This is a genomic window from Mycolicibacterium sp. XJ870 (assembly GCF_053483975.1).
This window is the reverse complement of sequence record NZ_JBEFTI010000008.1, coordinates 174994-198698: the sequence shown is the minus strand read 5'-3', so window position 1 is coordinate 198698 and position 23705 is coordinate 174994. Positions and strand designations below refer to the sequence as shown.

21 protein-coding genes are annotated in these 23705 nt (G+C 67.0%); 6 read left to right on the top strand and 15 right to left on the bottom strand.

The features are described 5' to 3' along the window. Nucleotides 1–14: 14 nt before the first annotated feature. A complete protein-coding gene (locus tag ABQF30_RS24535; RefSeq protein WP_448468697.1) occupies nt 15–1697 on the top strand; it encodes an oligopeptide ABC transporter substrate-binding protein OppA in 1683 nt (560 codons plus the stop codon). A 58-nt stretch (nt 1698–1755) separates the two neighbouring features. Here the strand turns inward: ABQF30_RS24535 and ABQF30_RS24530 are convergent, their stop codons facing one another. Genes ABQF30_RS24530 through ABQF30_RS24510 form a run of 5 tightly spaced genes read right to left on the bottom strand, consistent with a single transcriptional unit; the run spans nt 1756 to nt 8100 of the window. Further along, a complete protein-coding gene (locus ABQF30_RS24530; RefSeq protein ID WP_448468695.1) occupies nt 1756–2244 on the bottom strand; it encodes a DUF2231 domain-containing protein in 489 nt (162 codons plus the stop codon). Between the two features lie 55 nt (nt 2245–2299). Further along, entirely contained in the window at nt 2300–2770 is a 471-nt protein-coding gene (locus tag ABQF30_RS24525) for a DUF309 domain-containing protein (RefSeq protein WP_448468693.1), read from the bottom strand. An 18-nt stretch (nt 2771–2788) separates the two neighbouring features. After that, nucleotides 2789–4288: a GMC family oxidoreductase gene (locus ABQF30_RS24520; RefSeq protein ID WP_448468691.1), complete on the bottom strand. Its 1500-nt coding sequence runs from the start codon at nt 4286–4288 to the stop codon at nt 2789–2791. Nucleotides 4289–4327: 39 nt separating this feature from the next. Beyond that, nucleotides 4328–6961 (bottom strand): AAA family ATPase, encoded by a 2634-nt coding sequence (locus ABQF30_RS24515; RefSeq protein WP_448468689.1) that lies wholly within the window; start codon nt 6959–6961, stop codon nt 4328–4330. Continuing rightward, nucleotides 6958–8100 carry a metallophosphoesterase family protein gene (locus tag ABQF30_RS24510; protein ID WP_448468687.1) on the bottom strand — a complete coding sequence of 381 codons (1143 nt, stop codon included), beginning with the start codon at nt 8098–8100 and terminating at the stop codon, nt 6958–6960. Before ABQF30_RS24510 ends, ABQF30_RS24515 begins: the two co-directional genes overlap by 4 nt. A gap of 133 nt (nt 8101–8233) precedes the next feature. Here ABQF30_RS24510 and ABQF30_RS24505 point away from each other — a divergent pair, with 133 nt between their 5' ends. After that, the gene (locus tag ABQF30_RS24505) at nt 8234–8716 is read left to right on the top strand and encodes a SixA phosphatase family protein (protein ID WP_448468837.1); all 483 of its coding nucleotides are present in this window, start codon (nt 8234–8236) and stop codon (nt 8714–8716) included. Between the two features lie 3 nt (nt 8717–8719). Here the strand turns inward: ABQF30_RS24505 and ABQF30_RS24500 are convergent, their stop codons facing one another. Together ABQF30_RS24500 and ABQF30_RS24495 are read right to left on the bottom strand one after the other, a co-directional pair. Beyond that, nucleotides 8720–9268, bottom strand: a complete 549-nt coding sequence (locus tag ABQF30_RS24500; RefSeq protein ID WP_448468685.1) for a DUF3558 domain-containing protein — start codon at nt 9266–9268, stop codon at nt 8720–8722. Between the two features lie 8 nt (nt 9269–9276). Next, nucleotides 9277–9870 carry a DUF3558 domain-containing protein gene (locus tag ABQF30_RS24495; protein ID WP_448468683.1) on the bottom strand — a complete coding sequence of 198 codons (594 nt, stop codon included), beginning with the start codon at nt 9868–9870 and terminating at the stop codon, nt 9277–9279. Between the two features lie 118 nt (nt 9871–9988). Here ABQF30_RS24495 and ABQF30_RS24490 point away from each other — a divergent pair, with 118 nt between their 5' ends. The 3 genes from ABQF30_RS24490 to ABQF30_RS24480 are packed head-to-tail and all read left to right on the top strand — an operon-like array spanning nt 9989 to nt 15812. Beyond that, on the top strand, nt 9989–11725 hold the full coding sequence (locus ABQF30_RS24490) for an ABC transporter ATP-binding protein (protein WP_448468681.1): 1737 nt from the start codon (nt 9989–9991) through the stop codon (nt 11723–11725). Further along, entirely contained in the window at nt 11722–13614 is a 1893-nt protein-coding gene (locus tag ABQF30_RS24485; protein WP_448468679.1) for an ABC transporter ATP-binding protein, read from the top strand. The genes ABQF30_RS24490 and ABQF30_RS24485 overlap by 4 nt, the downstream gene beginning before the upstream one ends. A 35-nt stretch (nt 13615–13649) precedes the next feature. Further along, nucleotides 13650–15812, top strand: a complete 2163-nt coding sequence (locus ABQF30_RS24480) for a molybdopterin-containing oxidoreductase family protein (RefSeq protein ID WP_448468677.1) — start codon at nt 13650–13652, stop codon at nt 15810–15812. Here ABQF30_RS24480 and ABQF30_RS24475 read toward each other — a convergent pair. Beyond that, the gene (locus ABQF30_RS24475) at nt 15809–16324 is read right to left on the bottom strand and encodes an ATP-binding transcription factor AbmR (protein ID WP_448468675.1); all 516 of its coding nucleotides are present in this window, start codon (nt 16322–16324) and stop codon (nt 15809–15811) included. The genes ABQF30_RS24480 and ABQF30_RS24475 overlap by 4 nt on opposite strands. A 75-nt stretch (nt 16325–16399) precedes the next feature. Beyond that, a complete protein-coding gene (locus tag ABQF30_RS24470) occupies nt 16400–16603 on the bottom strand; it encodes a hypothetical protein (RefSeq protein WP_448468673.1) in 204 nt (67 codons plus the stop codon). 114 nt (nt 16604–16717) lie between these two features. Between ABQF30_RS24470 and ABQF30_RS24465 the strand changes: the two genes are divergently transcribed. Further along, nucleotides 16718–17572 carry an AIM24 family protein gene (locus tag ABQF30_RS24465; protein WP_448468671.1) on the top strand — a complete coding sequence of 285 codons (855 nt, stop codon included), beginning with the start codon at nt 16718–16720 and terminating at the stop codon, nt 17570–17572. 23 nt (nt 17573–17595) lie between these two features. Here the strand turns inward: ABQF30_RS24465 and ABQF30_RS24460 are convergent, their stop codons facing one another. The 6 genes from ABQF30_RS24460 to ABQF30_RS24435 all read right to left on the bottom strand — a co-directional run bounded on the left by ABQF30_RS24460 (nt 17596) and on the right by ABQF30_RS24435 (nt 23655). Continuing rightward, nucleotides 17596–18816 carry an MFS transporter gene (locus tag ABQF30_RS24460; protein WP_448468835.1) on the bottom strand — a complete coding sequence of 407 codons (1221 nt, stop codon included), beginning with the start codon at nt 18814–18816 and terminating at the stop codon, nt 17596–17598. 32 nt (nt 18817–18848) lie between these two features. After that, nucleotides 18849–19925: a PLP-dependent cysteine synthase family protein gene (locus tag ABQF30_RS24455; RefSeq protein ID WP_448468669.1), complete on the bottom strand. Its 1077-nt coding sequence runs from the start codon at nt 19923–19925 to the stop codon at nt 18849–18851. 91 nt (nt 19926–20016) lie between these two features. Then, nucleotides 20017–20394, bottom strand: a complete 378-nt coding sequence (lpqS, locus tag ABQF30_RS24450; RefSeq protein ID WP_448468667.1) for a putative copper homeostasis (lipo)protein LpqS — start codon at nt 20392–20394, stop codon at nt 20017–20019. After that, nucleotides 20391–22592: a heavy metal translocating P-type ATPase gene (locus ABQF30_RS24445; RefSeq protein WP_448468665.1), complete on the bottom strand. Its 2202-nt coding sequence runs from the start codon at nt 22590–22592 to the stop codon at nt 20391–20393. The genes lpqS and ABQF30_RS24445 overlap by 4 nt, the downstream gene beginning before the upstream one ends. A gap of 11 nt (nt 22593–22603) precedes the next feature. Continuing rightward, on the bottom strand, nt 22604–23440 hold the full coding sequence (locus ABQF30_RS24440) for a DUF8832 domain-containing protein (protein WP_448468663.1): 837 nt from the start codon (nt 23438–23440) through the stop codon (nt 22604–22606). Nucleotides 23441–23448: 8 nt separating this feature from the next. After that, a complete protein-coding gene (locus tag ABQF30_RS24435) occupies nt 23449–23655 on the bottom strand; it encodes a heavy-metal-associated domain-containing protein (RefSeq protein WP_448468661.1) in 207 nt (68 codons plus the stop codon). Nucleotides 23656–23705 lie beyond the last annotated feature (50 nt).

Sequence of the window (23705 nt, the reverse complement as noted above, 5' to 3'; positions counted from 1 at the left end):
CTAGCATCGGCGAGATGAACGGGATCAAAGTCCGTCGCCTCGCGATCACGGCCCTCGTCGCCGCACTGACCTTCACCGGGTGCTCCACCACGGAACAAGAGGTGCCGTCGGCGGGCGGTGCCGCCGAGGTCGGCGCGACCAACGACATCAACCCGCAGGATCCGGCGAACCTGCGTCAAGGCGGCAATCTGCGCCTGGCCCTGCCTGCCTTCCCGGCCAATTTCAACCCCCTGCACATCGACGGCAACGAGGCCACCCTGGCCTCGATGCTGCGTCCCACCTTGCCGAGGGCGTTCCGAGTCGCGCCGGACGGTTCGACAACGGTCAACACCGACTACTTCACCAGCGTCGAACTGACCAGCACCGAACCACAGGTCGTGACCTACACGATCAACCCCAAGGCGGTGTGGAGCGACGGCACTCCGATCACGTGGGAGGACATCGCCTCCCATATCCACGCCAACAGCGGGAAGGACAGGGCGTTCCTGATCGCCTCGACCAATGGTGCCGACCGGGTCCGATCCGTCACGCGGGGCGTCGACGACCGCCAGGCCGTCATGACGTTCGACAAGCACTTCTCCGAATGGCAGGGCATGTTCGCAGGCAATGCCATGCTGCTGCCCAAGAGCATGACCGCCAACCCCGAGGTATTCAACAAGGGTCACCTCAACGGCCCCGGTCTGTCCGCCGGCCCGTTCGTGATCTCCAACCTGGACCGCGGCGCGCAGCGAATCACGTTGACCCGCAACCCGAAGTGGTGGGGTACCCCGCCGCTGTTGGACAGCATCACCTATTCGGTACTCGATGACGCGGCTCGCATTCCCGCCCTGCAGAACAATGCGATCGACGCGACCGGCGTGGGCTCACTGGACGAGATGACCATCGCGCGCAATACCCCGGGCCTCTCGATCCGCCGTGCACCGAGCCCGCAGTGGTACCACTTCACCTTCAACGGCGCGCCCGGATCGATCCTGGCAGACAAGGCGCTGCGACTGGCCGTCGCCAAGGGCATCGACCGTCAGGCCATCGCCAACATCAGCCAACGCGGCCTCGCCGACAACCCGACCCCGCTGAACAACCACATTTACGTTGCCGGCGAACAGGGTTACCAGGACAACAGCGGAGTGGTGGCCTTCGACCCGGAGAAGGCCAAGGCCGAACTCGACGCGCTTGGCTGGAAACTGCCCGAGGGCAGACAGTTCCGCGAGAAGGACGGCAAGAGGCTGGTCATCCGCGATGTCATCTACGACTCGCTGAGCACCAGGCAGATCGCCCAGATAGCGCAGAACACGCTCGCCTCGATCGGTGTCGAGCTCGCGATCGAAGCCAAGCCCGGCACCGGCTTCTTCACCGACTGGATCATTCCCGGAAACTTCGACATTGCCCAGTTCGCCTGGGTCGGCGACGCGTTCTCGCTGTGCTGCCTGAATCAGATCTACACCACCGGCGCCGAGAGCAACTTCGGCAAGATCAGCAGCCCCGAGATCGACGCCAAGGTCGAGGAGACCTTCAACGAGCTCGACGAGGAGAAAGCCAGGACGCTGGCCAACGAACTCGACAAGCTGATCTGGGCTGAGGGGTTCAGCCTCCCGCTGTTCCAGACGCCGGGCAACCTCGCTGTCCGCAGTAACCTGGCCAACTACGGGCCTGCCGGCATCGGCGATCTGGATTACACCAAGATCGGCTACATGAAGTAGCGATTTGTGGCGTTTTCGCCGTATGCAGCACGGCTGGAACTCCACAAGTCACAACACGTCAGGTCGTTACGTGCTTGTGGCTCAATGAACTTGGCGCATCGGTGTTGGCGCCCTCGTCGACGCCGATGCCCAGCCGTTCCACCAGCTCGCCACCCAGCCAAGCGGTGCCCACCGCGAGCACCACCGCGACGAAACTGCACGCCAACGCCCAATTGGTCGGTGCCCAGCCGTCGGCGTTGGCGCGGATCAGCCAGCTGACCGCAAAGAGCACCAGCACCAGGCCGTTGCCGAGCCCGTGGACCAGGCCGACGCGCTTCGCGCGGGTGTCAGCCGGGATCTTGAACCAGTCGATCCAACCGAACGGGGCTGCCGCCGCGCCGCCGACGATTCCCGCGGCTATCGCGAATGCAGCAGCCACGGTGAATGCGGGCCGGTCGGTGATCAGCCAGATGATGTCGAACACCACTGCCGTTGCCAACAGGCCCAAGGGAAACGGGATCAGCATCGGATGTATGGCGTGACCGAGTATCTTCGCGCGGCTTTCCATGGCAGCCTCCAACCTCTGTCGAGAGACCTCCGAGGGATACCCGCCGCAGACGCGGTCAAAACACCAGGCGCGGGGATAGCCGCTCGGGGCTGATCGCGGCACCGGACTCCAGATCGTCGAGCAGCGCCTCGGCATGCGCGATCAACCCGGCGGTGTCGATGCCATGCGGTGCGGGCCGGTGGTGCACCAGTTGCCCTGCGCCCCGGCGCAGCAGGGTTTGCGCTCCCTTGACGTTGCCGCGCTGGATGTGGGTGATTCCGACCGCGAGCTGGGCCAGGCCCTGCCACAGCGTGCGCTCCGCGTCGGGGCCGTTCTTCCACGCGGCCTCCAGAACCTCGTGGGCGTTGAAGGCCAGGCCCCGGTCCAGCAAGTCTTGGGCGTAGGCCAGCGTTTCGGCCGGCGGCAACTCCAGGTCGTCCGGGATCCGCGGCACACCGTTGCTGCCCCGGGGAAGCGGTCGGCCCAGGGCGTCACGCGGACGGGTGCTGCGCGCCCGACCGAACTCGTCACGATCGCGTTCGGTCATGACCTCAGGATGCCAACCTCAGCTGCGGATGAGGTCGGCGGCCTTCTCCCCGATCAGCACGCTGGGCGCGTGGGTGTGGCCACGAATGATCGTGGGCATGATCGACGCGTCCGCCACCCGCAGCCCGTCGACGCCGCGGACCCGCAGCTGTGGGTCGACGACGCTGGCCTCGTCGCTGCCCATGCGGCAGGTGCCGACCGGGTGATACAGCGTGTGCGAAATGGTGTTCAGCGCCTTGTCGAGGGTTTCCTCGGTCAGCTCGCGGGCGTCGAGCGGCCGGGCGATCTTGCCGATGACGCCCTTGAGCGCTCGTGACTGGGAGATCGTCGCGCACATGCGCAGCCCCGTCATGAGGGCGGCGCGATCACCGGGATCCGTGAGGTACCGCGGGTCGATCACGGGCTTGTCCATCGGATCGCCCGACCGCAACCTGATGGTGCCGCGACTGTTCGGCTTGAGCAGGATCGGGCCCATGACGACGGCATGCCCCGAGTAGGGGTCGCCGATGCCCTCGTCGAAGAACGGCGCCGGGGCGAAGATCAGCTCGAGATCGGGCCATTCCAACTGAGGGCTGCTCTTGACGAACCCGTGCGCCTCACCGACGTTCGAGGTGAGCATGCCGCGCCGGCGAATCAGGTAGTTGACCAATTCCAGCGGCTTCTCGGCGGCGAACAACGTGTCATGCGGCGCATCGAAGCCCAACGGAACCACGAGGTGGTCAAGCAGGTTGGCGCCGACTTCGGGTGCGCGCGTGACGACGTCGATGCCGTGTCTGGCGAGTTGGTCGGGGTCACCGATACCGGACAGCATCAACAGCTGTGGGCTGTTGATGGCACCGCTACACAGCACTACTTCGCGGCGCGCGGTGACGGTCCGACGAGTGCCGGCCTGTTGGATTTCCACCCCGGTGACGCGGTTTCCGTCGATCAGCACCCGGGTGGCGGTCGCCTGGGTGAACAGGGTCAGGTTGGGGCGTTTGAGCGCCGGCTTGAGGTAGGCGTCAGCGGTGCTCCACCGGGCACCGCGATGCTGCGTGACCCGGGTTTCGCAGACGTCGTCATAGCCGCATTCCCGCGCGGCGGTCAACCACGCGGCGGTCGAACTGCGTGGGCTGCGTTGGGCGGAGATCTCCAGAGGACCGTTCTCGATGCGCTGGAAGTACTTTTCGACGTGCGCGTAGTTCCAATCCGTACCGGCGTGTTGACCCCACTCGTCGTAGTCGGCGGGAAAGCCACGCACCCACATCATTGCGTTCATCGACGACGAGCCGCCGAGCATTTTGCCTCGGGGCCAGTAGATCTGGCGGCCGCTGAGTTCCTCTTGGGGCTCGGTCAGATAGTTCCAGTCCACCGCACTGCGAAACAGCTTGGCGAATGCCGCTGGGATGCGAATGAACTTGTCTTTGTCGGGCAGGCCCGCCTCCAAGACCACGACCTGTACGTTCGGGTCGGCACTGAGGCGGTTGGCCACGACTGAGCCGGCCGAACCGGTTCCCACCACGATGTAATCGGCGTCCACCCGCCGCAGTCTGTCACGAACCGGCCGGCTCAGACGCCCTTATGCGGTGAGCTCGATGTGGTGGGCGCCGGCCACGCTGGCGTACCGGTCCGGGCTGCACGTCAACACGATGACCTGACTGTCGCCGCCCACCGCGTCGAACACGGCGCCCATTTTCGCCAGCCGACCCGCATCGGAAAACCCCAACGCGTCGTCGATGACGACCGGCACACCGTCCTCCTTGGCCACCAGGCCGGCGCTCGCCAAGCGCGCCACGATGCCGAGTTGTTCTTTGGCGCCCCCGGACAGTGATTCGTAGGGGACGGTGCGGCCCGACAGGGTGCGGGTCTGGATGCGCAATGCACTGTCGATGTCGACTTCGAAGTCGTCGCCGAACACCAGCCGGCCCAACCGTTGCACCTCGGTGCGGAACGGGTCGACGTACCGCTGACGGGTCGCGTCGCGGTGCCGAGTCATCACCGAGCGCAGCATTTCTGCGGCGCGGGCACGCCGATGCGCTTGCCGGTATTCCGACTCGGCGTGCTCGCGTTCGGTTTCGGCGGCGTCGAGTTGGCCTTTGCGGCCTTCGGTGCCGTACACCTTCAGCCGCGTGGTGACATCGCGCAACTCCTCGACCGCCGCGTCGTACCGCGCGCCCAGGACCTCGGCCTGCCGGGTTGCGTCATCGAGCTCGGCGGCCACCGAATCCGGTGCGCTGCGAGACAACTCGTCTCGCAACGCGACAACCCGGTCGGTGGCGGCTCGGGCCTGCTCATCGTCGGCCTGGGCCTTGACAGCCAAAGCTTCATCGCCGGCGGCGGCGCGCTGCACCTCAAGCCGTCCGCTGCTGACCGCCAACTCGGTCTGCGCTGCGCTGAGCTTCTCGGTCAGCACACTGACGCGGGTGGACTTCTCGGTCAGCCGCTGCGCTGCCGCGGCGAGGACCTTACGGCTGGTCTCACACTGCGCGACCACCTGCCGGTGGGCGGCCACAGCGCTGTCGAGTTCGCTTCGGGCAGTGGCGATATCGGCGGGGCCGTCCAGGTCGAACAACGCGTCTTCGTCAGGCTGGCCGTCGCGCAGCACAGCAAGCCGGGCACGCAGGTCTGGCACCCGGTCGTCCCCCGTCAACGCGTCCACAGTGGCGCGCAACCGGTCCCGACTACCGATCAGCTCACGGCGACGGCCGTCGACCGTACGTGCCGCCGCGACATCCCCGACCCCGGCGGCGGCCAGCGCGGCGGCGAGCAAACCCTGGGCCTCGTCGAGCCGGGACTGAGTCTCGGCCGCGGGACTCCCCGGCAGCACCCGCACCCTCAGCACACCCGGCACGTCGACCTCGGTCTGGGCCGTGGTGCTGACCGACCACGCCGACCCGGACTGCAGTGCCACCTCCGCACCATCCACCCGGACGCCGAGATCGGATTCTGCGACCAGTTCGATTCGCGCCGAGGCGAGTTCGGCTTGTCCGGTGGCACGCTCGACGGCTATAGCGGCCGCTTCGATGGCCCGCAGGGCAGGCTCGTCGAGCGTGATCTGTGCGAGTTCGCCGGTGACCGTGTCGAGTTCACGGACTGCCGCGTCGATCTTGGTGAGCCGCCCTGCCAGCCGATCAGCCTCGTCGCGGTCGGCGAGCCGCTCGACGGCAGCGCGGGCGGCTTCGACCCGGGTCGCATGGTCGTGCACGGCGATCTGCGCCTGTTCGACCGCGTCCTCGGCGGCTTCGTGCACCTCCCGCGAGGTCTCGGCGTCCGCACTCGTCGCGGTGAGTGCGGCCTCCGATTCGGTGATTGTCGCAGCGCGCTCATCGATTTCGGCGCGCAGGCGACGTCGTTCGGCCAGGGCCGCCACCGACGCGGCGTATGTGACCTGCGCGGCCTCAGCCACTACCTCGGCCTCTTTGAGCCGCTGGACCAGCGCCGCCACGGCGTCGGCCGCGGTTCGCGAGGCGGCCAGGCGTACCACCGCCTGCTCCCGTTCGCCTGCCAGCCGTGCCACATCCTCGCTCAACTCGGCGTGCCGACGCACTGCGTCGTCGACCTCGGCCACCTTGGCCGCGCAGCGGGCCACCTCCTCGTCGGCGGCCCGCAGCCGCTTGACCGCGGCCGCCCACTCCCCGGTGGGTCGGCCGGTGGCGGTGAAATACCGCTGATACTCGGCGTCGATCCGTTCGACCAGCAGCGGCTCGTCTCCCGACAACGCCACCGCCTCGCCCGCCGCGACATCCAGGGCCCGGGCAAGTGCATCCGAACCGGACAGGTCAACCGCCGTGGTGGACGCCGCCTGCAGTACCCGCTGAGCCTGCCAGAGGTCGATGTCCACGGTTTCGTCCAGCATCGCGCGGACCCGGTCGTGCGCCTCGTCGCCGCTGAGCTGCTCACGCTGCGGAGCCAGTATCGTCAGCTGAGTCTCTGCGCGTTTGTGGAACCGCTTGCGATACACGAATCGATAAGGGCCGGTGGAGATTTCGGCGCTGACCTCGGCCCCGACGTCAGCGTGGGTGGGCTTGACCTGCTTGACTTCCTTTTTCGTCGAGCGGTCCTTGGCCTCCAACAGCAGATCGAGCGCCTCGATCATCGACGACTTGCCGATCTCGTTGGCGCCGCACACCACCACCACGCCGTGATCGGGGAATTCGATGTCGCGGTGCGTGATACCGCGGTAGTTGGTCAGGACGAGCCGGTGCAGTTTCATGCGGCACCCCTATCCGCCAACCGCAACAACAATCCGAGCGCGGCGCGGGCATCATCAGCACTGTCGGCGTTCGATCTCGCCGCGGCTACCAATTCGTCGACCGCGGCGGCGGCGAACCCACCGATGCCCAGGTCGTCGAACTCGCCGTCGGCGGGCAGGACGGCGATGTCGGTGTGCCGCTCCCAGGTGGTGAGTGCGGCGAACAGCCGCGCGTACTTGTCCAGGCAGGCGTCGAGGGCGGCCTTGTCGGTGACGGTCAAGGATCCCGTCAGCGCGAGCCGCACCACCGTGCGCTCCTTGTCGTCCAGCAGATCCAGGTTGATGTCGAGATCCGCGACGTCGCGGTCGGTATCGACCGACCGACGCAGCGTCACGAACCGCCAGCGGCCGACGCGCTCGGCGGTCACCGCAACGCTACGGTCTGCCTCATCAATGTCGACGATCAGCACGTGACCGGGATCGGACTCGATGTCGTCGTAGTTGGTGACTTCGGGCGAACCCGAGTACCACACCCGACCGCTGCCGCCCACCTCGGTGCGAGAATGCTTGTCCCCCAACGCCACATAGTGCACTGCACCACGCGTGAGGGCTTCTTCGACCGCAGCCAACCGGATCAGCGACGGCTTGTCCTTGTCCGGATCGAGGATGTCGACCCCACCGTGGGCGACCAGCACCCGGGTGACACCGTCGGCGGGCAGATCGGCCAACACGTCGCCGACCAGGTCGGTGGTCGGCGATTTGGAACGCCACGGTGCCGCGACGATCTGCAGGCCCGGCCGCACCTCGTGGACACCGGCCCGATCCAGCACGACGACGTTGTCCGGGCGTTCGGCGAGAAACAGCGGACTGGTGTAGACCGACGACGCATCGAGCGGATCGTGATTGCCGGGCAGCAGGTACACCGGGACGCCGATGGCTCGCATCGCCTCCAACGACTGGCTGACGTCGCGCGGCGCCAACTGATTGTGCTCGAAGACATCGCCGGCCACCACGACGAACTCGGCCCCCGATTCAGCGGCCAGTGCGCCCAGACCGGCGACGGCATCGCGGCGGGCAGCCGAATACCTTGGCTGCGCCTCGCCATTGAGGAAGTGACGGGTCATGCCGAGTTGCCAGTCAGCAGTGTGCAGGAATCGCATCGCGGCCCGTCCTCTCATCCTCTGTTTGCGGCGGTTCATCTAACAAGCAAGGCGAGTGTAGGTCTGGGCCCCGACAAGTCCTGGGACCTGCGGCGGCATGCCCTAGCCTGGTTGCGTGAGAACCCTGCTGCTGATGCGCCACGCCAAGTCGGACTACCCCGACGGGGTCGCCGACCACGACCGGCCGCTGGCCCCGCGCGGGGTTCGGGAAGCCGGGCTGGCCGGCGACTGGATCCGCGCCAATGCCCCGACGATCGACGCCGTGCTGTGCTCGACCGCGACCAGGACCCGTCAGACGCTCGAGCGCACGGGGATCGCCGCGCCTGTCGAGTACGTCGACCGCATCTACGACGCCACCCCCGGCACGGTGATCGACGAGATCAACGGCGTGGAGTCACGTTTCGGCACTGAACTGGCCACGGTGCTGGTCATCGGTCACGAACCGGCGATGTCCGCGGTGGCGCTCGGCCTGGCCGACGGAACGAATACCACTGCCGCCGAGAGCATCTCGCTGAAGTTCCCGACGTCGGCGATCGCGGTGCTTCACCCAGCCGGCACGTGGCGGGAACTCGCACTGGGCGGCGCCGGGCTGGTCACGTTTCACGTGCCGCGGTAGCGCTTACGCGTTGGTGGCGAGCGTCAGTTCCATCAGCTTGATGGCCATCGAACACGCGTCGATGCCGGGCGCCTGCGGGTTCACCCACCAGCCGACGACACCTGCGGCGTCACTGGCCACGCCGCACCCCCCGTTGGGACCGCCGGGCCGCATCACGATGGACTGCACACCTTGCACCCGGCGGTCCTCGATCTGGTACTCGAGTTGCTCCGCGGTCTGGCGCTCGTTGTCCAGGCTGCCCTGCTCGTACCAGAACCGGGTGATATCAACCAGGCCTGCCGGATTGGCCGCCTGCCAGCGGCACACCGCGCCGACGAAGGTGCTTTGGATGTCGAGAGGGTCGGCTCCGACCGTCTCGGCCAGAATGTCCTCGGTCAGGACGTCGCACTCTTTGAGCAGGTTCGGGTACTGCCGCTCCGAATTGTTGTTGCTGGGCCCGCCGCCAGCGCCCTCGCGGGCCGCGGTGCCGTCAACCGTGCGCGTGCAGCCGGTCAGGCCTGCGAACACAGCAAGCCCGGCCGCCACTGCTGCAACGCCGCGGCGCAGGCTCATTCCCGAACTCATTTGGAATTCACAATCGACTGACGGGTGAGCTCCTTGGCCACCTCGCACGGATCGGGATACGGCTTCTGGCTGTAGCTGATCGACCACTCGATGAAGTCGTCCTCGAATTGGATGCCGATTTCACACAGGTTGACGTCGCCCGGCCTGCCCAGCGGGTCCTCCCCCGTCGCGATGAAACCGCTCTGTCCCTCGATGTTGATGTCCTCCACGCTGGTGCGCGACAGTTCCTCGGTCTTGCGTTCCCGGCCGATTGGACTGCCGCGGAACCAGGTGAACGAAAAGTGCGGGCCGAGAATGCTGCCACCCTGCAGCCACTGGCAGCCCGACGAGTTCGTCGCGGTGTTCACCAGCCCCGGCACCTGGGTCAGCTCGATCACGGTCTGATCGCTGATACCGCCACACTGGGGGAAGAACGGACCGTGCGTAGCATCCGCCGCGCTCGGCGCGTCGCTCTGCGGTACCTCGGGGGACGCGGGCTCTTCGCTGGAGCACGCGGCGAATACCGGAACCAGGGCAGCCGCCAACACCGCCAAGGTCCTGGCGCTGCGGGTCCGGGGCATAACGGCCGTGCTGACAGTCACGCCATGCACTGTAGCGGCAGCGCGACTACCCAACCACCGACATGCCGACTGACCTGGACTTTCGGCACTGATGACACGGCGACGGCCGAACAGGAACCGACACCGGCAGGTGTGCGACAGTAGCTGGATGCTCTGGGCGTTGCTGCGACAGTATGTGCGGCCGTACCGGCGGCTACTTGCGGCAGTCGCCACCCTGCAGGTGATCAGCACGCTGGCCTCGCTGTACCTGCCGACCGTCAACGCCGCGATCATCGACGACGGCGTGGCGAAGGGCGACACCGGCAGGATCGTCGAACTGGGCGGGGTGATGCTGGCAGTCACCGCGCTGCAGGTGGTGTGCGCGGTGGGCGCCGTCTACTTCGGATCGCGCGGCGCGACGAGCTTCGGCCGTGACCTGCGCGCCGCGATGTTCAACCACGTCACGACGTTCTCGGCCGAGGAGACCGCCCGGTTCGGCGCGCCGTCGCTGCTGACCCGAACCACCAACGACGTCGGGCAGATCCAGCAGCTGTTGCAGTTGACCGCCACGATGCTGATCACCGCACCGATCATGTCGATCGGCGGGATTTTCATGGCGCTGCATCAGGACGCCGGGCTGTCCTGGCTGCTGCTGGTCAGTGTGCCGGTGCTGGCGCTGGCCAACTACTGGATCATCCGGCACCTGATGCCGATCTACCGGCGCATGCAGCTGCTCATCGATGGGATCAACCGGGTTATGCGCGATCAGCTGTCCGGCATCCGGGTCATCCGGGCGTTTGCCCGTGAGCCCGTGGAGCAGCGCCGGTTCGGTGACGCCAACCAGGCCCTGTCGGACACCGCACTGGATGGCGGCCGGTGGCAGGCGCTGATGCTGCCGGTCACCACGCTGGTGATCAACATCTCCAGCGTCGCGCTGATCTGGTTCGGCGGGTTGCGCATCGACGCCGGCCAGATGCAGGTGGGCTCGCTGATCGCGTTCCTGGCCTACTTCATGCAGATCCTGATGGCCGTGCTGATGGCCACCTTCATGATGGTGATGTTCCCCCGGGCGGCGGTGTGCGCCGACCGCATCAACGAAGTGCTGTCGACGCGCGCCGCGATCGTCAGCCCGCCCCAGCCGGTGCGCCCGCCGATCATCACCGGCGAGATCAGTCTGCAGGACGCGACTTTCAGCTATCCGCGAGCGGATCGCCCAGTGCTACAGGATGTTTCGTTCACGGCACCCCCCGGCACCACGACCGCCGTGGTCGGATCGACCGGCTCGGGAAAATCGACCCTGCTGTCCCTGATCTGCCGGCTCTACGACGCCACCGCCGGCACGGTGCGGGTGGATGGCGTCGATGTGCGCGATCTCGACATCGAGCACTTGTGGTCGGCGATCGGCCTGGTGCCGCAGCGCGGCTACCTGTTCTCCGGGACCGTCGCCGAGAATCTCCGCTACGGCAAGGCCGACGCGAGCGAAGACGAGATGTGGGAGGCGCTGCGGGTCGCCGCGGCCGACGACTTCGTCGGGACCCACGCCGACGGCCTGGACATGCCGGTGGCACAGGGCGGCATCAATTTCTCCGGCGGACAACGGCAACGGCTCGCGATCGCCCGAGCGGTGATCCGCCGGCCTGCCATCTACCTGTTCGACGACGCGTTCTCCGCGCTCGACGTGCACACCGACGCCCGGGTCCGGGCGGCCTTGCGCGAGGTGGCCGGCGAAGCCACCGTCGTCATCGTGTCGCAACGGATCTCCACCGTTGCCGAGGCCGACCAGGTGATCGTCGTCGAGGACGGCCGCATCGTCGGTATCGGCACCCACGACACCCTGCTGACTGATTGCCCCACCTACGCCGAGTTCGCCGAATCCCAGTCGGTCGCCGCGGGAGACCCCAGATGACCGGTCCGATGATGCGTCGTTCAGGGGCCCCGGCCGCGCCGCTCGAGCGCACCCGCGACTTCCGGGGTTCGGCGCTGCGACTGGTGAAACTGTTAGTTCCGCAGCGCGGTTTGGCGATCACGGTGATCCTGCTCGGCGTCGCAGGCATCGCAATCGGCGTGATCGGTCCACGGATTCTCGGCCACGCCACCGACTTGCTGTTCAACGGGGTCATAGGGCGTGGGCTGCCCGCCGGCCTGACCAAGGAGCAGGCGATCGAGGCGGCCAGGGCACGCGGTGACACCACGTATGCCGATCTGCTCTCCGGGATGAACGTGATCCCCGGCCAGGGTGTGGACTTCGGTGCCGTCGCACGCACCCTGGCCCTGGCGCTCGGCCTGTATCTGGTTGCTGCCCTGCTGGTTTGGCTGCAGGCCCTGCTGCTCAACGTCACCGTCCAGCGCACCATGGTGGCACTGCGGGCCGAGGTCGAGGCCAAGGTGCACCGATTGCCGTTGTCCTACTTCGATTCCCGTCAACGCGGTGAGGTACTCAGCCGCGTCACCAATGACGTCGACAATCTCCAGACGTCGGTGTCGATGACGATCAGTCAGCTGCTCACCTCGGTGCTGACAGTGTTCGCGGTGCTGGTGATGATGCTGACCATCTCGCCGCTGCTCACGCTGCTGACAGTCATCACGGTGCCTCTGACCTTGTGGGCCATCCGCTGGATCACCCGTAGGTCGCAGCGGCTGTTCGTCGCACAGTGGCGCAACACCGGGCGGCTTTCCGCGCACATCGAGGAGACCTACAGCGGTTTCACCATCGTCAAGACCTTCGGTCACCGGGCAGCCGCGCAGCAGCGCTTCGCCGAGCTGAATTCCGAGGTGTACCAGTCCACATCCGGCGCCCAGTTCTTCTCGGGCCTGGTCGGGCCGGCGACGATGTTCATCGGCAACCTCAGCTATGTGGCCGTCGCGGTGGTCGGTGGCCTGCAGGTCGCCACCGGACAGATCACGCTGGGAAGCATCCAGGCGTTCATCCAGTACGTGCGGCAGTTCAACCAGCCACTCTCCCAGGTCGCCGGGATGTACAACACGCTGCAATCCGGAGTGGCCAGTGCGGAGCGGGTATTCGAGCTGCTCGACTCGCCCGAGCAATCTCCCGATACACCTGTCGCGCTCGAAAACCGCACCGCCAAAGTCGAGTTCGAGCACGTCAGCTTCGGCTACCTGCCGGGCACGCCCGTCATCGAGGATCTGTCCCTGGTAGCCGAGCCGGGTAGCACCGTGGCGATCGTGGGGCCCACCGGGGCCGGGAAAACCACCCTGGTGAATCTGCTGATGCGGTTCTACGAGGTCGACTCCGGCCGCATCCTCGTCGACGACGTCGACATCTCGACGGTGAGCCGCCAATCGCTGCGATCCTCGATCGGCATGGTGCTGCAGGACACCTGGCTGTTCGGCGGCACCATCTACGACAACATCGCCTACGGCCGGCCGGACGCCTCCGAAGACGAGGTGATCGAGGCGGCGAAAGCGGCGTATGTGGACCGGTTCGTGCACACCCTGCCGGGCGGGTACGCCACAAGGGTTGACGACGACGGCGGCAGCATCAGCGCCGGGGAGAAGCAGCTGATCACGATTGCCCGTGCGGTGCTGGCCCGACCCAAGCTGCTGGTGCTCGACGAGGCCACCAGCTCGGTGGACACCCGCACCGAACTGCTGATCCAGCACGCCATGGCGGAGCTGCGCAGGGACCGCACGAGTTTCATCATCGCCCACCGGCTTTCCACGATCCGCGACGCGGACCTGATCCTGGTGATGGTCGCCGGAAAGATCGTCGAACGCGGCAGCCACGAGGAGCTGATGGCGCGGCACGGCAGATACTGGGAGATGGCGCGGATTTAACACCTGGAACCGTTACAAACCGTACTCTCAGTGTAATGACGACCCGCACCATGCACACCTTCTGCAGGTACTGCCTCGCGTCGTGTGGTGTCGAGGTGACGGTCGAGGACAACCGGGTACAAAAGATCTCCGCCGACAAGCTCAATCCGCACAGTTGGCACGACTTCTGCGCCAAGGGTCGCACCGCGGCCCAGGTCGTCGAGCACCCCAGACGCCTCCTGCGCCCGATGCGCCGGGTGGGCGATTCGTACGTCGAGGCCACCTGGGACGAGGCGATCCGCGACATCGCCGACCGGATGAACGACGTCATCGCCGCAGGCGGCCCGGATGCGGTCGGCGCGTACTACGGCAACCCGGCGGGCTACTCGTCGTCGAATCTGGTGTTCATGAACGGCTGGCTCGACGCCATCGGTACCCACAACCGCTATGCGGTCGGATCCGTCGACCAGAACGCACTGCATGTGGTGGCGCAGGCGATGTACGGCTCGCAGCTGATGGTGCCGGTGTCCGACATCGACAACTGCGACTACTTCCTGCTGGTCGGCACGAATCCCGCTGTCAGCGCATGGAACTGGGTTGAATCGGTGCCCGGCGGTTGGCGGCGGGCGCTCGCGCGCCGACAGCGGGGCGCCCGCATTGTCGTGGTCGACCCGCTGCGCACCGAGTCCGCGGACAAGGCGGACCTGCACGTGGCGGTGCGGCCCGGTCAGGACTGGGCCCTGTTGCTGGCCATGGTCAAGGTCATTCTGGACGACGGGCTGCAGCACCGAGGCGACTGCGCGGATCTGGCCACCGGGGTCGACGAGTTGCGCGCCCTGGTCGGCGCCGCCGACCTCGACGACCTGTCGGCCCGCTGTGACGTCGGCCGCGAGGTGATCGAGGGAATAGCCCGCGAATTCGCTTCAGCGCCGGGCGCCATGGTGGTCACGCGCACGGGCGTATCGCTGCACGCGGCAGGCACCGTCGCGGAATGGCTGGGGCACGTGCTCAACGTGATCACCGGCCGGATGGACCGACCGGGCGGGCGCAGGTTCGAGCCGGGCTATGTCGATACCCTGCGGCTGGCGAGCCTGGCCGGGAATAAGCCGCACCGTAGCCGACTGGCCGGGCGCGAGATGGTGGCCGGGGCGCATGCGCTTGCCGAGTTGCCCGACGAAATCAGTACGCCGGGGCCCGGGCAGATCCGGGCGATGCTGATCAATTGCGGCAATCCGGTGATCTCCGGGCCCGACGGGGCCCGGCTCGACTCCGCGTTGGCGGGGCTCGACCTGCTGGTGGTGATCGACCTCGTGCAGCGCGAAAGTCACCGGCACGCGCACTGGTTGCTGCCCGCGGTGCACTGGCTGGAACGCGACGATCTGCTGGCGCTCACCAGCGGCATGCACGACGAGCCCTATGTGCAATACGGCGCCAAGGTCGTCGAACCGCCCGCCGCGGCCCGCGAGGAATGGCGCATTTTCACCGATCTGGCCCTGGCGATGGGCAGGCCGCTGTTCGGCGCGAAGGGTCTCAATGCGTTCATCCGCGCCACCCGGGGTGCGGCTCGGCTGACCGGCAGGCCAGGGCTGGCCTTCGGACCACACTGGCTGGACCGCATCCTGATCGCGACGTCGCGAAAGATCAACGGGCGCAAGCTCAAATGGCGGGATCTGCTGGCCAACCCGCACGGAATGGTGCTCGGTGCGCGGGAATTCGGCCACTTCCGGGCCGCGCTGCGGACTCCGGACAAGAAGGTGCATGTCGCGCCCGCCGAATTCGTTGCGCGCGCTCACGAATTGCTCGGTGAGGAACATCCGGCCGCACCGCCGAGCTACCCGTTTCTGCTCGGCAACCGCCGCCACCGGCATTCGATGAACTCATGGCTCAACGAGCTGCCCGGCCTGCATCCGGCAGGCAAGGGCAACGCGGTGCTGATCCATCCCGACGACGCCGCGCGTCTGGGTATCGGCGACGGCGATCTGGTCAGGGTGTTCTCGGATACCGGCGCTGTCGAACTGACTGCAGCGATCAGCGACCGCCCGCGTCCGGGGGTCGTGGTGATCGACCACGGTTGGGGGTCAAGGGTTTACGACCCACACGGCGGCGAGCCACAGTCCTTCGGGGTGAACCGCAACCTGCTGGTCGACCGCACCTCGGTGGATCCGCTCTCCCAGACCTCCGCGCTGAGTTCGGCCTACGTGGGGATCCGACGCGCTTAGACGCCAGGGCCTTCGGCGCGCAGATCGTCGACCGACTTCATCGCATCACGCAACTTGGCCAGCCACTCCTCGGCATGCTCTCCGACCAGGCGTACCGACCAGGCCAGCGCGTCGGAGCGGGACCGGGCCACGCCTGCGTCGACCAGGGTGTCGAGCACCTGCCGTTCGGGTTGCCGTAACCGCGTCATCACCGGAACGGCGATGTGGGTGAAGAGGATTCGTTCGGGCGGGGAGCCGATCTCGACACCCCAGGAGACCTTGCGGCCGAACCGATCCTGCGCCTCGTCGGCGATGCGCATTCGCTCACCGCGAGTCTCTTCCCGGAATCTGGCGGCCCGGCCGGAAGCTCTGGCCTCGCTCTCGGACTCCGGATCGGGGAGATGGCCGATGACAGTGATCTCCTCGCGGTCGACGATGACTGTCGGATCACCGGTGAACCAGCCCTCGGGTAGGCGTCCGGCGAACCACTCGGCGGCTTCGCTCGCATCGTGGCGATGATGTTGATGCCTCATGATTACATGATTACACCGTTACATCGCAGATAGAGCAGTGTTCACCAAGGGCGAACAACTGTCCGTCGGAGTTAGTTAGTTGCGCTTCATCAGCAGTGCGGCGCCCCCGGCCAGCAGGAGCGCGACCAGCAGCAGCCCGGCCCAGCCCGGTCCAAGCACCCACCACACCGCGCCCAATGCGACGAGCACGGGTGACGCGGCGAACAACACCAGGCCGGGGTGCTGCTTGAAGACCGCGAGCGCGCCCTTGGCGCGAATCGGGTCGATTTCCTTTGCCATGCCACCAGAATGCCAGTGTTCGACCGCAAACGGCGGTTTCGACGCTGTCGATTGGCGGCGCCGGTGCCTTAGGGTCGTCACCGTCCCCCGCAACACGACTCAAGGAGTGAATCCGTGAACGGTCCCCGCCCTGGCAGCTGGCTGCCGGATCCCGAAGGCCGCTACGAGTACCGCTGGTGGGACGGACAGTCCTGGACCGACCAGGTGTCGCATCAGGGCCAGGTCCACCAGGCCCCGCTGGGGCCACCGCCCGAGGCCCAGGCACCGGCACCCAGCGCACCGGTCCCGGCCGGCGACGGGTTCGCCGGAATCAGCGGCGATCTGGTCGACGGCCGGTTCAGTGAGAAAGAGGCGACGCCGATCGCCAACCAGAACAAAAAGATGCTGCGCGTACGCCTGGGTGAGCCGTTCATGGCCCGGCAGGGTTCGATGGTCGCCTATCAGGGCAACGTCGACTTCGCCTTCGAGGGCGGCGGCGCGTCCAAGTTCATCAAGAAGGCGCTGACCGGCGAAGGCCTGCCGCTGATGCGGTGCCAGGGCCAGGGTGACGTGTTCCTCGCCGACCAGGCATGCGACGTGCACATGCTGCAACTGTCAAATGCCGGGCTGTCCATCAGCGGCAAGAACGTGCTGGCCTTCTCCTCGAGCCTGGACTGGAATATCGAGCGGGTCAGGGGCGGCAGCATCGCGACGGGCGGTTTGTTCAACACCACCTTGCGCGGCACCGGGTGGGTGGCGCTGACCACCGACGGCCCGCCCGTGGTGCTCAACGCCGCCGAAGCGCCGACCTTCGCCGACACCAATGCCGTGGTGGCTTGGTCGGCTCACCTGCAGACCCAGCTGAAGACCAGCTTCAAGGCGAGCGCGCTGATCGGGCGGGGTTCGGGCGAGGCACTGCAGGTGGCGTTCCACGGCAACGGCTTCGTCATTGTCCAGCCGTCCGAAGGGCTGACCGTACCGGTCCAGTGACGACGTCGGCCCCACGCTGTCGGTCAGGGTATGGGCGCCTCCACGCCCGGGCTCTTCAAATGCTGACCGCGGTCGAGCGCATACAGCGCCAACGCGGACACTGCGCCGACCGCGAACAGGCCGAGCCACACAAGCGAGGCCAGGCCGGCACCGCGGGCAGCACCGATGAGCGATCCGGTCGCGACGTTGCCGAGCAGGATGCCGACACCGACGATCGTGTTGTAGAACCCGTAGTGCGTGGCCACCAGCCGATCACGCGAAAGCGCCACGATGGTGTCCATCTCGAACGGGAACACCGCTGCCGAGCCCAGCGCCAGCAGGACGGCCGTCAGGATCAGAGCAGCCACCGCGGCAGGCGTTCCGAACCGGTCCGCGTCGGGCACCACCGCCAACGGTAAGAAGGCCACCGCCAGAACCGCCAATCCGACCGCCAGACTGCGCCCGTTACCCCAGCGCGCCGCGAACCATCGGGTGATCCGCAGCTGCCCGGCTACGGCCACCACCCCTGAGACCACGAAAACTCCTGCCACGAGCCCCGATTCAGCACCCGGCAGCAGCACCGCGGCCTGCAATGGCAACGCCAGGTACACCTGGAAGGACAGCACGTAGGAACCGACCATCGCCGCCGCGAACAGCAGGAACGACCGGTTCGCCAGGACACTGCGCCAGTCCACCAGAACCGAATTGCGTTGCGCCACTGGGCGTACCTTCTTACGCGGCAGGGCGAACAGCTGTGCCACCGTCAGCACCGCGAACACACCGGCCGCCGCTGCGGCGGTAACCCGGAAGTCGAATGCCAACAACGCCATTCCCACCAGCGGCCCCAGCAGGATCCCGGACTGGTAGAAGACATTGAACGTCGCGAAGGCCTGCAGCCGCCGGTCACCGGCGTCCTCAGCGAGATAGGCCCGCACCGCCGGGTTGAACAGCGCTCCGGCGAACCCGGTTGCGGCCGAGGCGATCAGGATCGCGGGCAGCGAATCGGCGATTACGAGCAGGCCGAAACCGGCCGTGCGCAACAGACACCCCGCGACGATCAGCGGTTTGTAGCCGAGCCGGTCAGCCAGCGTGCCGCCGACGATGAACATGCCCTGCTGGGAGAAATTGCGCACGCCGAGCACCAGCCCCACCGCCCAGGCCGCCAAACCCAGCGGACCCGCGAGATACCCGGCCAGATACGGCATGAGCATGTAGAAGCCGAGGTTGATGCCGAACTGGTTGACCATCAACAGCCTGCTCGGCATGTCGAAACTGCGGAACTCCGTGACGAATCCGCTCACTGGGCCACCGCCATGGGGTCTTCCACCGTCTCGCAACGGGTCCAGGACTGCACCACCCGATCCCCCGGCCGGTCGATCACGTCGGGCTCGCGCGGCGGATCACCGACCAACAGCTGGTGCTGCCGGCAGTAGTCGTCGTTGTACACGGTGTCGAAATACCGCTCCGGCCCGTCCGGGAAGATGGCGGCAACGGTGGTGCCTGGCCGGTGATTACGGGCAGCCCAGCCGGCGACCACACTGACCGCACCGACGCTCCAGCCCCCGGTCGCGTAATACGTGGCGGCCAGCGTGCGGCAGGCCCACACGGCATCCGCCGGTGGCACCCAGTGCACTTCGTCGAACGCGGCGTAGTCGACGTTGCGCGGATAGATGCTGGAGCCCAGTCCGCGCATGATGCGGCTGGCTGCGGGTTGGCCGAAGATCGTCGAACCGATCGTGTCCACCCCGATAAGCCGTAACCGCGGGTTGAACTCGCGCAGTACCCGTGCCGCCCCGGCGGAATGACCGCCGGTTCCGACCGAGCAGACCAGCACGTCGACCTGTCCGAGTTGTGCATTGAGTTCCAGCGCCAGCGGCCGGTACGCGTTGACGTTGTCGGGATTGTTGTACTGGTCGGGATACCAGGAACCCGGATGAGCGGTGAGCAATTCGGCGACTCTGTCGCGCCGGGCCTGCTGCCAGCCACCGGTGGGATGCGGCTGGGCCACCGCGTCAACGTCGGCGCCGTAGGCGGTGAGCATCCGCGCGAGGATGGGCTCCAAGCCCGGATCGGTCACCAGAGTGACGGGATGGCGGTACACAGTTCCGGCGAATGCCAGACCGAGACCGAGTGTGCCGCTGGTGGATTCGATGATCCTGGCACCCGGTTTCAGATCACCTCGGGCGCGGGCGCGCTCCACCATGTGCATGGCGGGCCGGTCCTTCATCCCGCCGGGATTGAAACCCTCCAACTTGGCCCAGAAGCCGCGGGCATCGTCGGTGAAGGGTGTGGAGATCCACAGTGCCGGAGTGTGTCCGACCATGGTGTTGGGTCCGCGGTTACGGCGCAGGCCTTGGGACAGGGCAAGGTACATGTGGTTGTCGTTTCTGCATCGGAGCCACGCCATGCGCGGCAATCGGCCTGGACAGCGTTGGGCGACAGTTGGAATCGCCCGGCGCTGCCTGTCAGCGGCGCGCGATGCAGAACCGAATCAGAATCGACTGACCGGTGTGGACGGACGCTCGGCGGTCCGGCGGCCCCCTGGTGGCGCGTAGCAGGATGCATCCGCACAACACGGCGCAGCCCAAGATGAACGCGACCAGCGCGAGTGTTGTCAATGACCCTGCCGCCCTGGGGAGAACGGCACTGGCGAAGCTGTCAGGAAGGTGTGCGTCCGTTCCATCGCCGGCGTGCGGATGATCGATGACGACGCCGGCCTGGTCGCCGATCGACGCCGCGACGGCGTGCGGATGGTGGGCAGGTTCGTCCGACACCGACTGCCACTGTCCCGCGGCGACCAGCGCCCAGCATACGATCGCCGCGATGAGGGCGAATCGCGTCAACGGAACCGCCTCAGCCGCAAGCTGTTGCTGACCACGAACACCGACGAGAACGCCATCGCCGCACCGGCCAGCATCGGGTTCAGCAGCCCCGCGGCAGCCAACGGGAGCGCAGCGACGTTGTAGGCGAAGGCCCAGAAGAGGTTGCCCTTGATGGTGGCCAACGTCCTGCGGGACAACCGAATCGCGTCGGGCGCGGCCCGCAGATCACCGCGCACCAGGGTCAGATCGCTCGCCTCGATGGCGACGTCGGTGCCGGTGCCCATTGCCAAACCCAGGTCGGCCTGCGCCAACGCCGCCGCGTCGTTCACTCCATCACCGACCATGGCGACCACGTCGCCTTCGGCCTGCAGGCCCTTGATCACGTCCACCTTGTCCTGGGGCAGCACGTCGGCATAGACATCCTCGATACCAACGTCTTTCGCGATGGCCCGGGCTGCGGCCTCGTTGTCGCCGGTCAGCATGATGGGTTTCAGCCCGAGCGCACGCAGCTGCTTGATCGCCTCGGCAGAGGTCGGCTTGACCGCATCCGCGACCACCAGAACCCCACGCGCCTTACCGTCCCAGCCCACGGCCACTGCGGTGCGGCCCTGGCCCTGGGCTTCGCGCATCGCGTCGTTGAGCTTGGGCGGCAGTAGTTGTGCCCAGTCCGCCAGCAGCCGGCTCCTGCCGACCACCACAGCGTGCCCGTCGACGACGCCCTGGACGCCGAGTCCCTCGGCGTTGGCGAAATCCTCGACCGCAGGAAGCTCCCCGACCTTTTCTTTGGCACCCTTGGCGATTGCCCTGGCGATCGGATGCTCGGAGGCATCCTCCACCGCACCCGCCAGGCGAAGGACCTCGCCGGGTTCCTCGTCGTCGGCTGTGATCACATCGAGCAGTGTCATCGTGCCGGTGGTGACGGTGCCCGTCTTGTCCAGCACGATCGTGTCGATCCGGCGGGTGGACTCCAGCACTTCGGGCCCCTTGATGAGGATGCCGAGCTGGGCGCCCCGTCCGGTGCCGACCATGAGCGCGGTCGGGGTGGCCAGACCGAGCGCACACGGGCAGGCGATGATCAGCACCGCGACGGCAGCGGTGAACGCCGCGGCGACCGATCCCCCGGTGCCGATCCAAAAGCCCAGCGTCGCCACCGCAAGCGCGATCACGATGGGTACGAACACGCCGGAGATCTTGTCGGCCAGGCGTTGTGCCTGCGCCTTGCCGTTCTGGGCATCTTCGACCAACCGGGCCATCTGGGCGAGCTGGGTGTCGGATCCAATTCTGTTGGCCCGAACCACGAGCCGGCCGCCGACGTTGACCGTCGCCCCGACCACCTGATCACCGCGTCCGACCTCGACCGGCACCGATTCCCCGGTGAGCATCGACGCGTCCACCGCCGAGGAACCCTCGACCACCACGCCGTCGGTGGCGATCTTCTCACCGGGCCGCACCACGAACTCGTCTCCGACAATCAGCTGTTCGATCGGAATTCGTTGCTCCATACCTTCTCTGCGCACCGCGACATCTTTGGCACCCAGTTCGAGCAGCGCCCGCAATGCCGCACCGGCACGACGCTTGGACCTGGCCTCGAAGTAGCGGCCGGCCAGGATGAAGGTGGTGACCCCGGCGGCGACCTCAAGGTAGATGTTGCCGGTGCCGTCGGTGCGGGAGATGGCCAGGGTGAACGGGTGCGTCATACCGGCGACGCCCGCGGTCCCCCAGAACAGCGCGTACAGCGACCAACCGAACGCCGCGATGGTGCCCATCGAGATCAGGGTGTCCATGGTGGCGGTGCCGTGGCGCAGGTTCAGCCAGGCGGCACGGTGGAACGGTAAAGCGCCCCAAACCACCACGGGGGCGGCGAGAGTCAGCGACAGCCATTGCCAGTTGGTGAATTGCAGCGCGGGGATCATCGCCATGGCGATGACGGGAACCGTCAGCACCGCGGAGACGATGAGCCTGGTACGCAACGCGGCCGTGGGATCGTTCTCGACGCCCGCTTCGATAGGTTCCGGCTGCGGTAGGTGCGCGGTGTAGCCCGCGGTTTCGACGACCTCGATCAACTGCTCGGGCGAAACATCGCCCACGACGTCGACGTTGGCCTTCTCCGTCGCATAGTTCACGGTGGCGGTGACGCCGTCGAGCTTGTTGAGCTTCTTCTCGATGCGCGCGGCGCACGAGGCACACGTCATCCCACCGATCTGCAATTCAACCGTCATGGCGGTTCCTTTCAGTGGCTGTGACTTTGGCCGTGTTCCGCGTCGCCGTGCGCCGACTCGGACACGGATACGGTGAATTCGGCCGTGCGCACCACATCGCGGTGTTTGAAGTCGAGATACAGCCGGTAGTCCCCCGCGCTCGGGAAACTCGTGTGGAATCCGATCGCCGGACCGGCCGGGGTGACGGAGTCACCGGGTTCACCCATCGGGTGCACGTGCAGGTAGGTCAGGTCCGTGGCACGCAAGGCGACGAGATGCCCGTACGCGCCCAGGTAGGGCTGCAGGTCGGTGACCGGCTTGCCGCCCCGGCTCACCGACAGCGTCAGCTCGGACGGCTCGCCCGCCTTCGGCGAGCCCGCCAGGGTGACGGTGTATCCGTCGACGGTCGTCGCGGCGGCCGGTGCGGGCAGCGGCTGCGGCTCGTAGTCGCCGGCCACCCGCAGGTCGGCTCCCAGCGTCAGGCCATCGGTGCCCGCCGGGACGAAGTCGGCGAACACGCGGTAGTCCCCTGCGCTGCGCAGATTGAGGTCGACGCTCCATGTGCCGGTGTCGTCCAACGTCGGGTGCACGTGCTGGTATCGGGTGAGGTCATGGCGCACCACGATGAGGTGCAGGGGCTTTTCATGCGTTTCGACGTAGTCCGTCACCGCGGCACCCGAGCTGTCGGTGATGCGGAACCGCACCGGCACCTTGTCACCTGACGCCGGCTGCGAGTCGGCGAGTTCCAGTGCGTAGGCCGGGGTGGCCGGCGTGTTCGCCGGTCCCCACACCATGCCGAGCCCGAGGGCGACGGCGAATATCACCGCGAGGCCCGCGGTGAATCCGGCGATCTTCTGCGTCGCGGTCACGGTTCCGCTCAGCCCGCTACTGCGTAGCCGGCCTCGGCCACGGCGTCCCGGATGACTCCGGGCTCGACCTGACCGGCACTGTCGATGGTGACCAGCCCGCTGGCCAGGTCGACATCGACTGCGGTGACGCCCGGAATGCTGCCCACCTCTTCACGCACCGAGGAGGCGCAATGCCCGCAGGTCATCCCGGTGACAGTGACGGTTTGGATGCTCATTCGGCTTCCCTTCTACAGACTGACGATGTTTCTCTGTTTCATACTATACC

Coding starts and splice junctions, on each gene's coding strand:
- ABQF30_RS24475 (WP_448468675.1), bottom strand. CDS start 16,324: ATGAGGCATCAACATCATCGCCACGATGCGAGCGAAGCCGCCGAGTGG.
- ABQF30_RS24480 (WP_448468677.1), top strand. CDS start 13,650: ATGACGACCCGCACCATGCACACCTTCTGCAGGTACTGCCTCGCGTCG.
- ABQF30_RS24535 (WP_448468697.1), top strand. CDS start 15: ATGAACGGGATCAAAGTCCGTCGCCTCGCGATCACGGCCCTCGTCGCC.
- ABQF30_RS24515 (WP_448468689.1), bottom strand. CDS start 6,961: ATGAAACTGCACCGGCTCGTCCTGACCAACTACCGCGGTATCACGCAC.
- ABQF30_RS24500 (WP_448468685.1), bottom strand. CDS start 9,268: ATGAGCCTGCGCCGCGGCGTTGCAGCAGTGGCGGCCGGGCTTGCTGTG.
- ABQF30_RS24435 (WP_448468661.1), bottom strand. CDS start 23,655: ATGAGCATCCAAACCGTCACTGTCACCGGGATGACCTGCGGGCATTGC.
- ABQF30_RS24485 (WP_448468679.1), top strand. CDS start 11,722: ATGACCGGTCCGATGATGCGTCGTTCAGGGGCCCCGGCCGCGCCGCTC.
- ABQF30_RS24510 (WP_448468687.1), bottom strand. CDS start 8,100: ATGCGATTCCTGCACACTGCTGACTGGCAACTCGGCATGACCCGTCAC.
- ABQF30_RS24470 (WP_448468673.1), bottom strand. CDS start 16,603: ATGGCAAAGGAAATCGACCCGATTCGCGCCAAGGGCGCGCTCGCGGTC.
- ABQF30_RS24455 (WP_448468669.1), bottom strand. CDS start 19,925: ATGTACCTTGCCCTGTCCCAAGGCCTGCGCCGTAACCGCGGACCCAAC.
- ABQF30_RS24505 (WP_448468837.1), top strand. CDS start 8,234: ATGCGCCACGCCAAGTCGGACTACCCCGACGGGGTCGCCGACCACGAC.
- ABQF30_RS24525 (WP_448468693.1), bottom strand. CDS start 2,770: ATGACCGAACGCGATCGTGACGAGTTCGGTCGGGCGCGCAGCACCCGT.
- ABQF30_RS24445 (WP_448468665.1), bottom strand. CDS start 22,592: ATGACGGTTGAATTGCAGATCGGTGGGATGACGTGTGCCTCGTGCGCC.
- ABQF30_RS24530 (WP_448468695.1), bottom strand. CDS start 2,244: ATGGAAAGCCGCGCGAAGATACTCGGTCACGCCATACATCCGATGCTG.
- ABQF30_RS24490 (WP_448468681.1), top strand. CDS start 9,989: ATGCTCTGGGCGTTGCTGCGACAGTATGTGCGGCCGTACCGGCGGCTA.
- ABQF30_RS24460 (WP_448468835.1), bottom strand. CDS start 18,816: ATGCCGAGCAGGCTGTTGATGGTCAACCAGTTCGGCATCAACCTCGGC.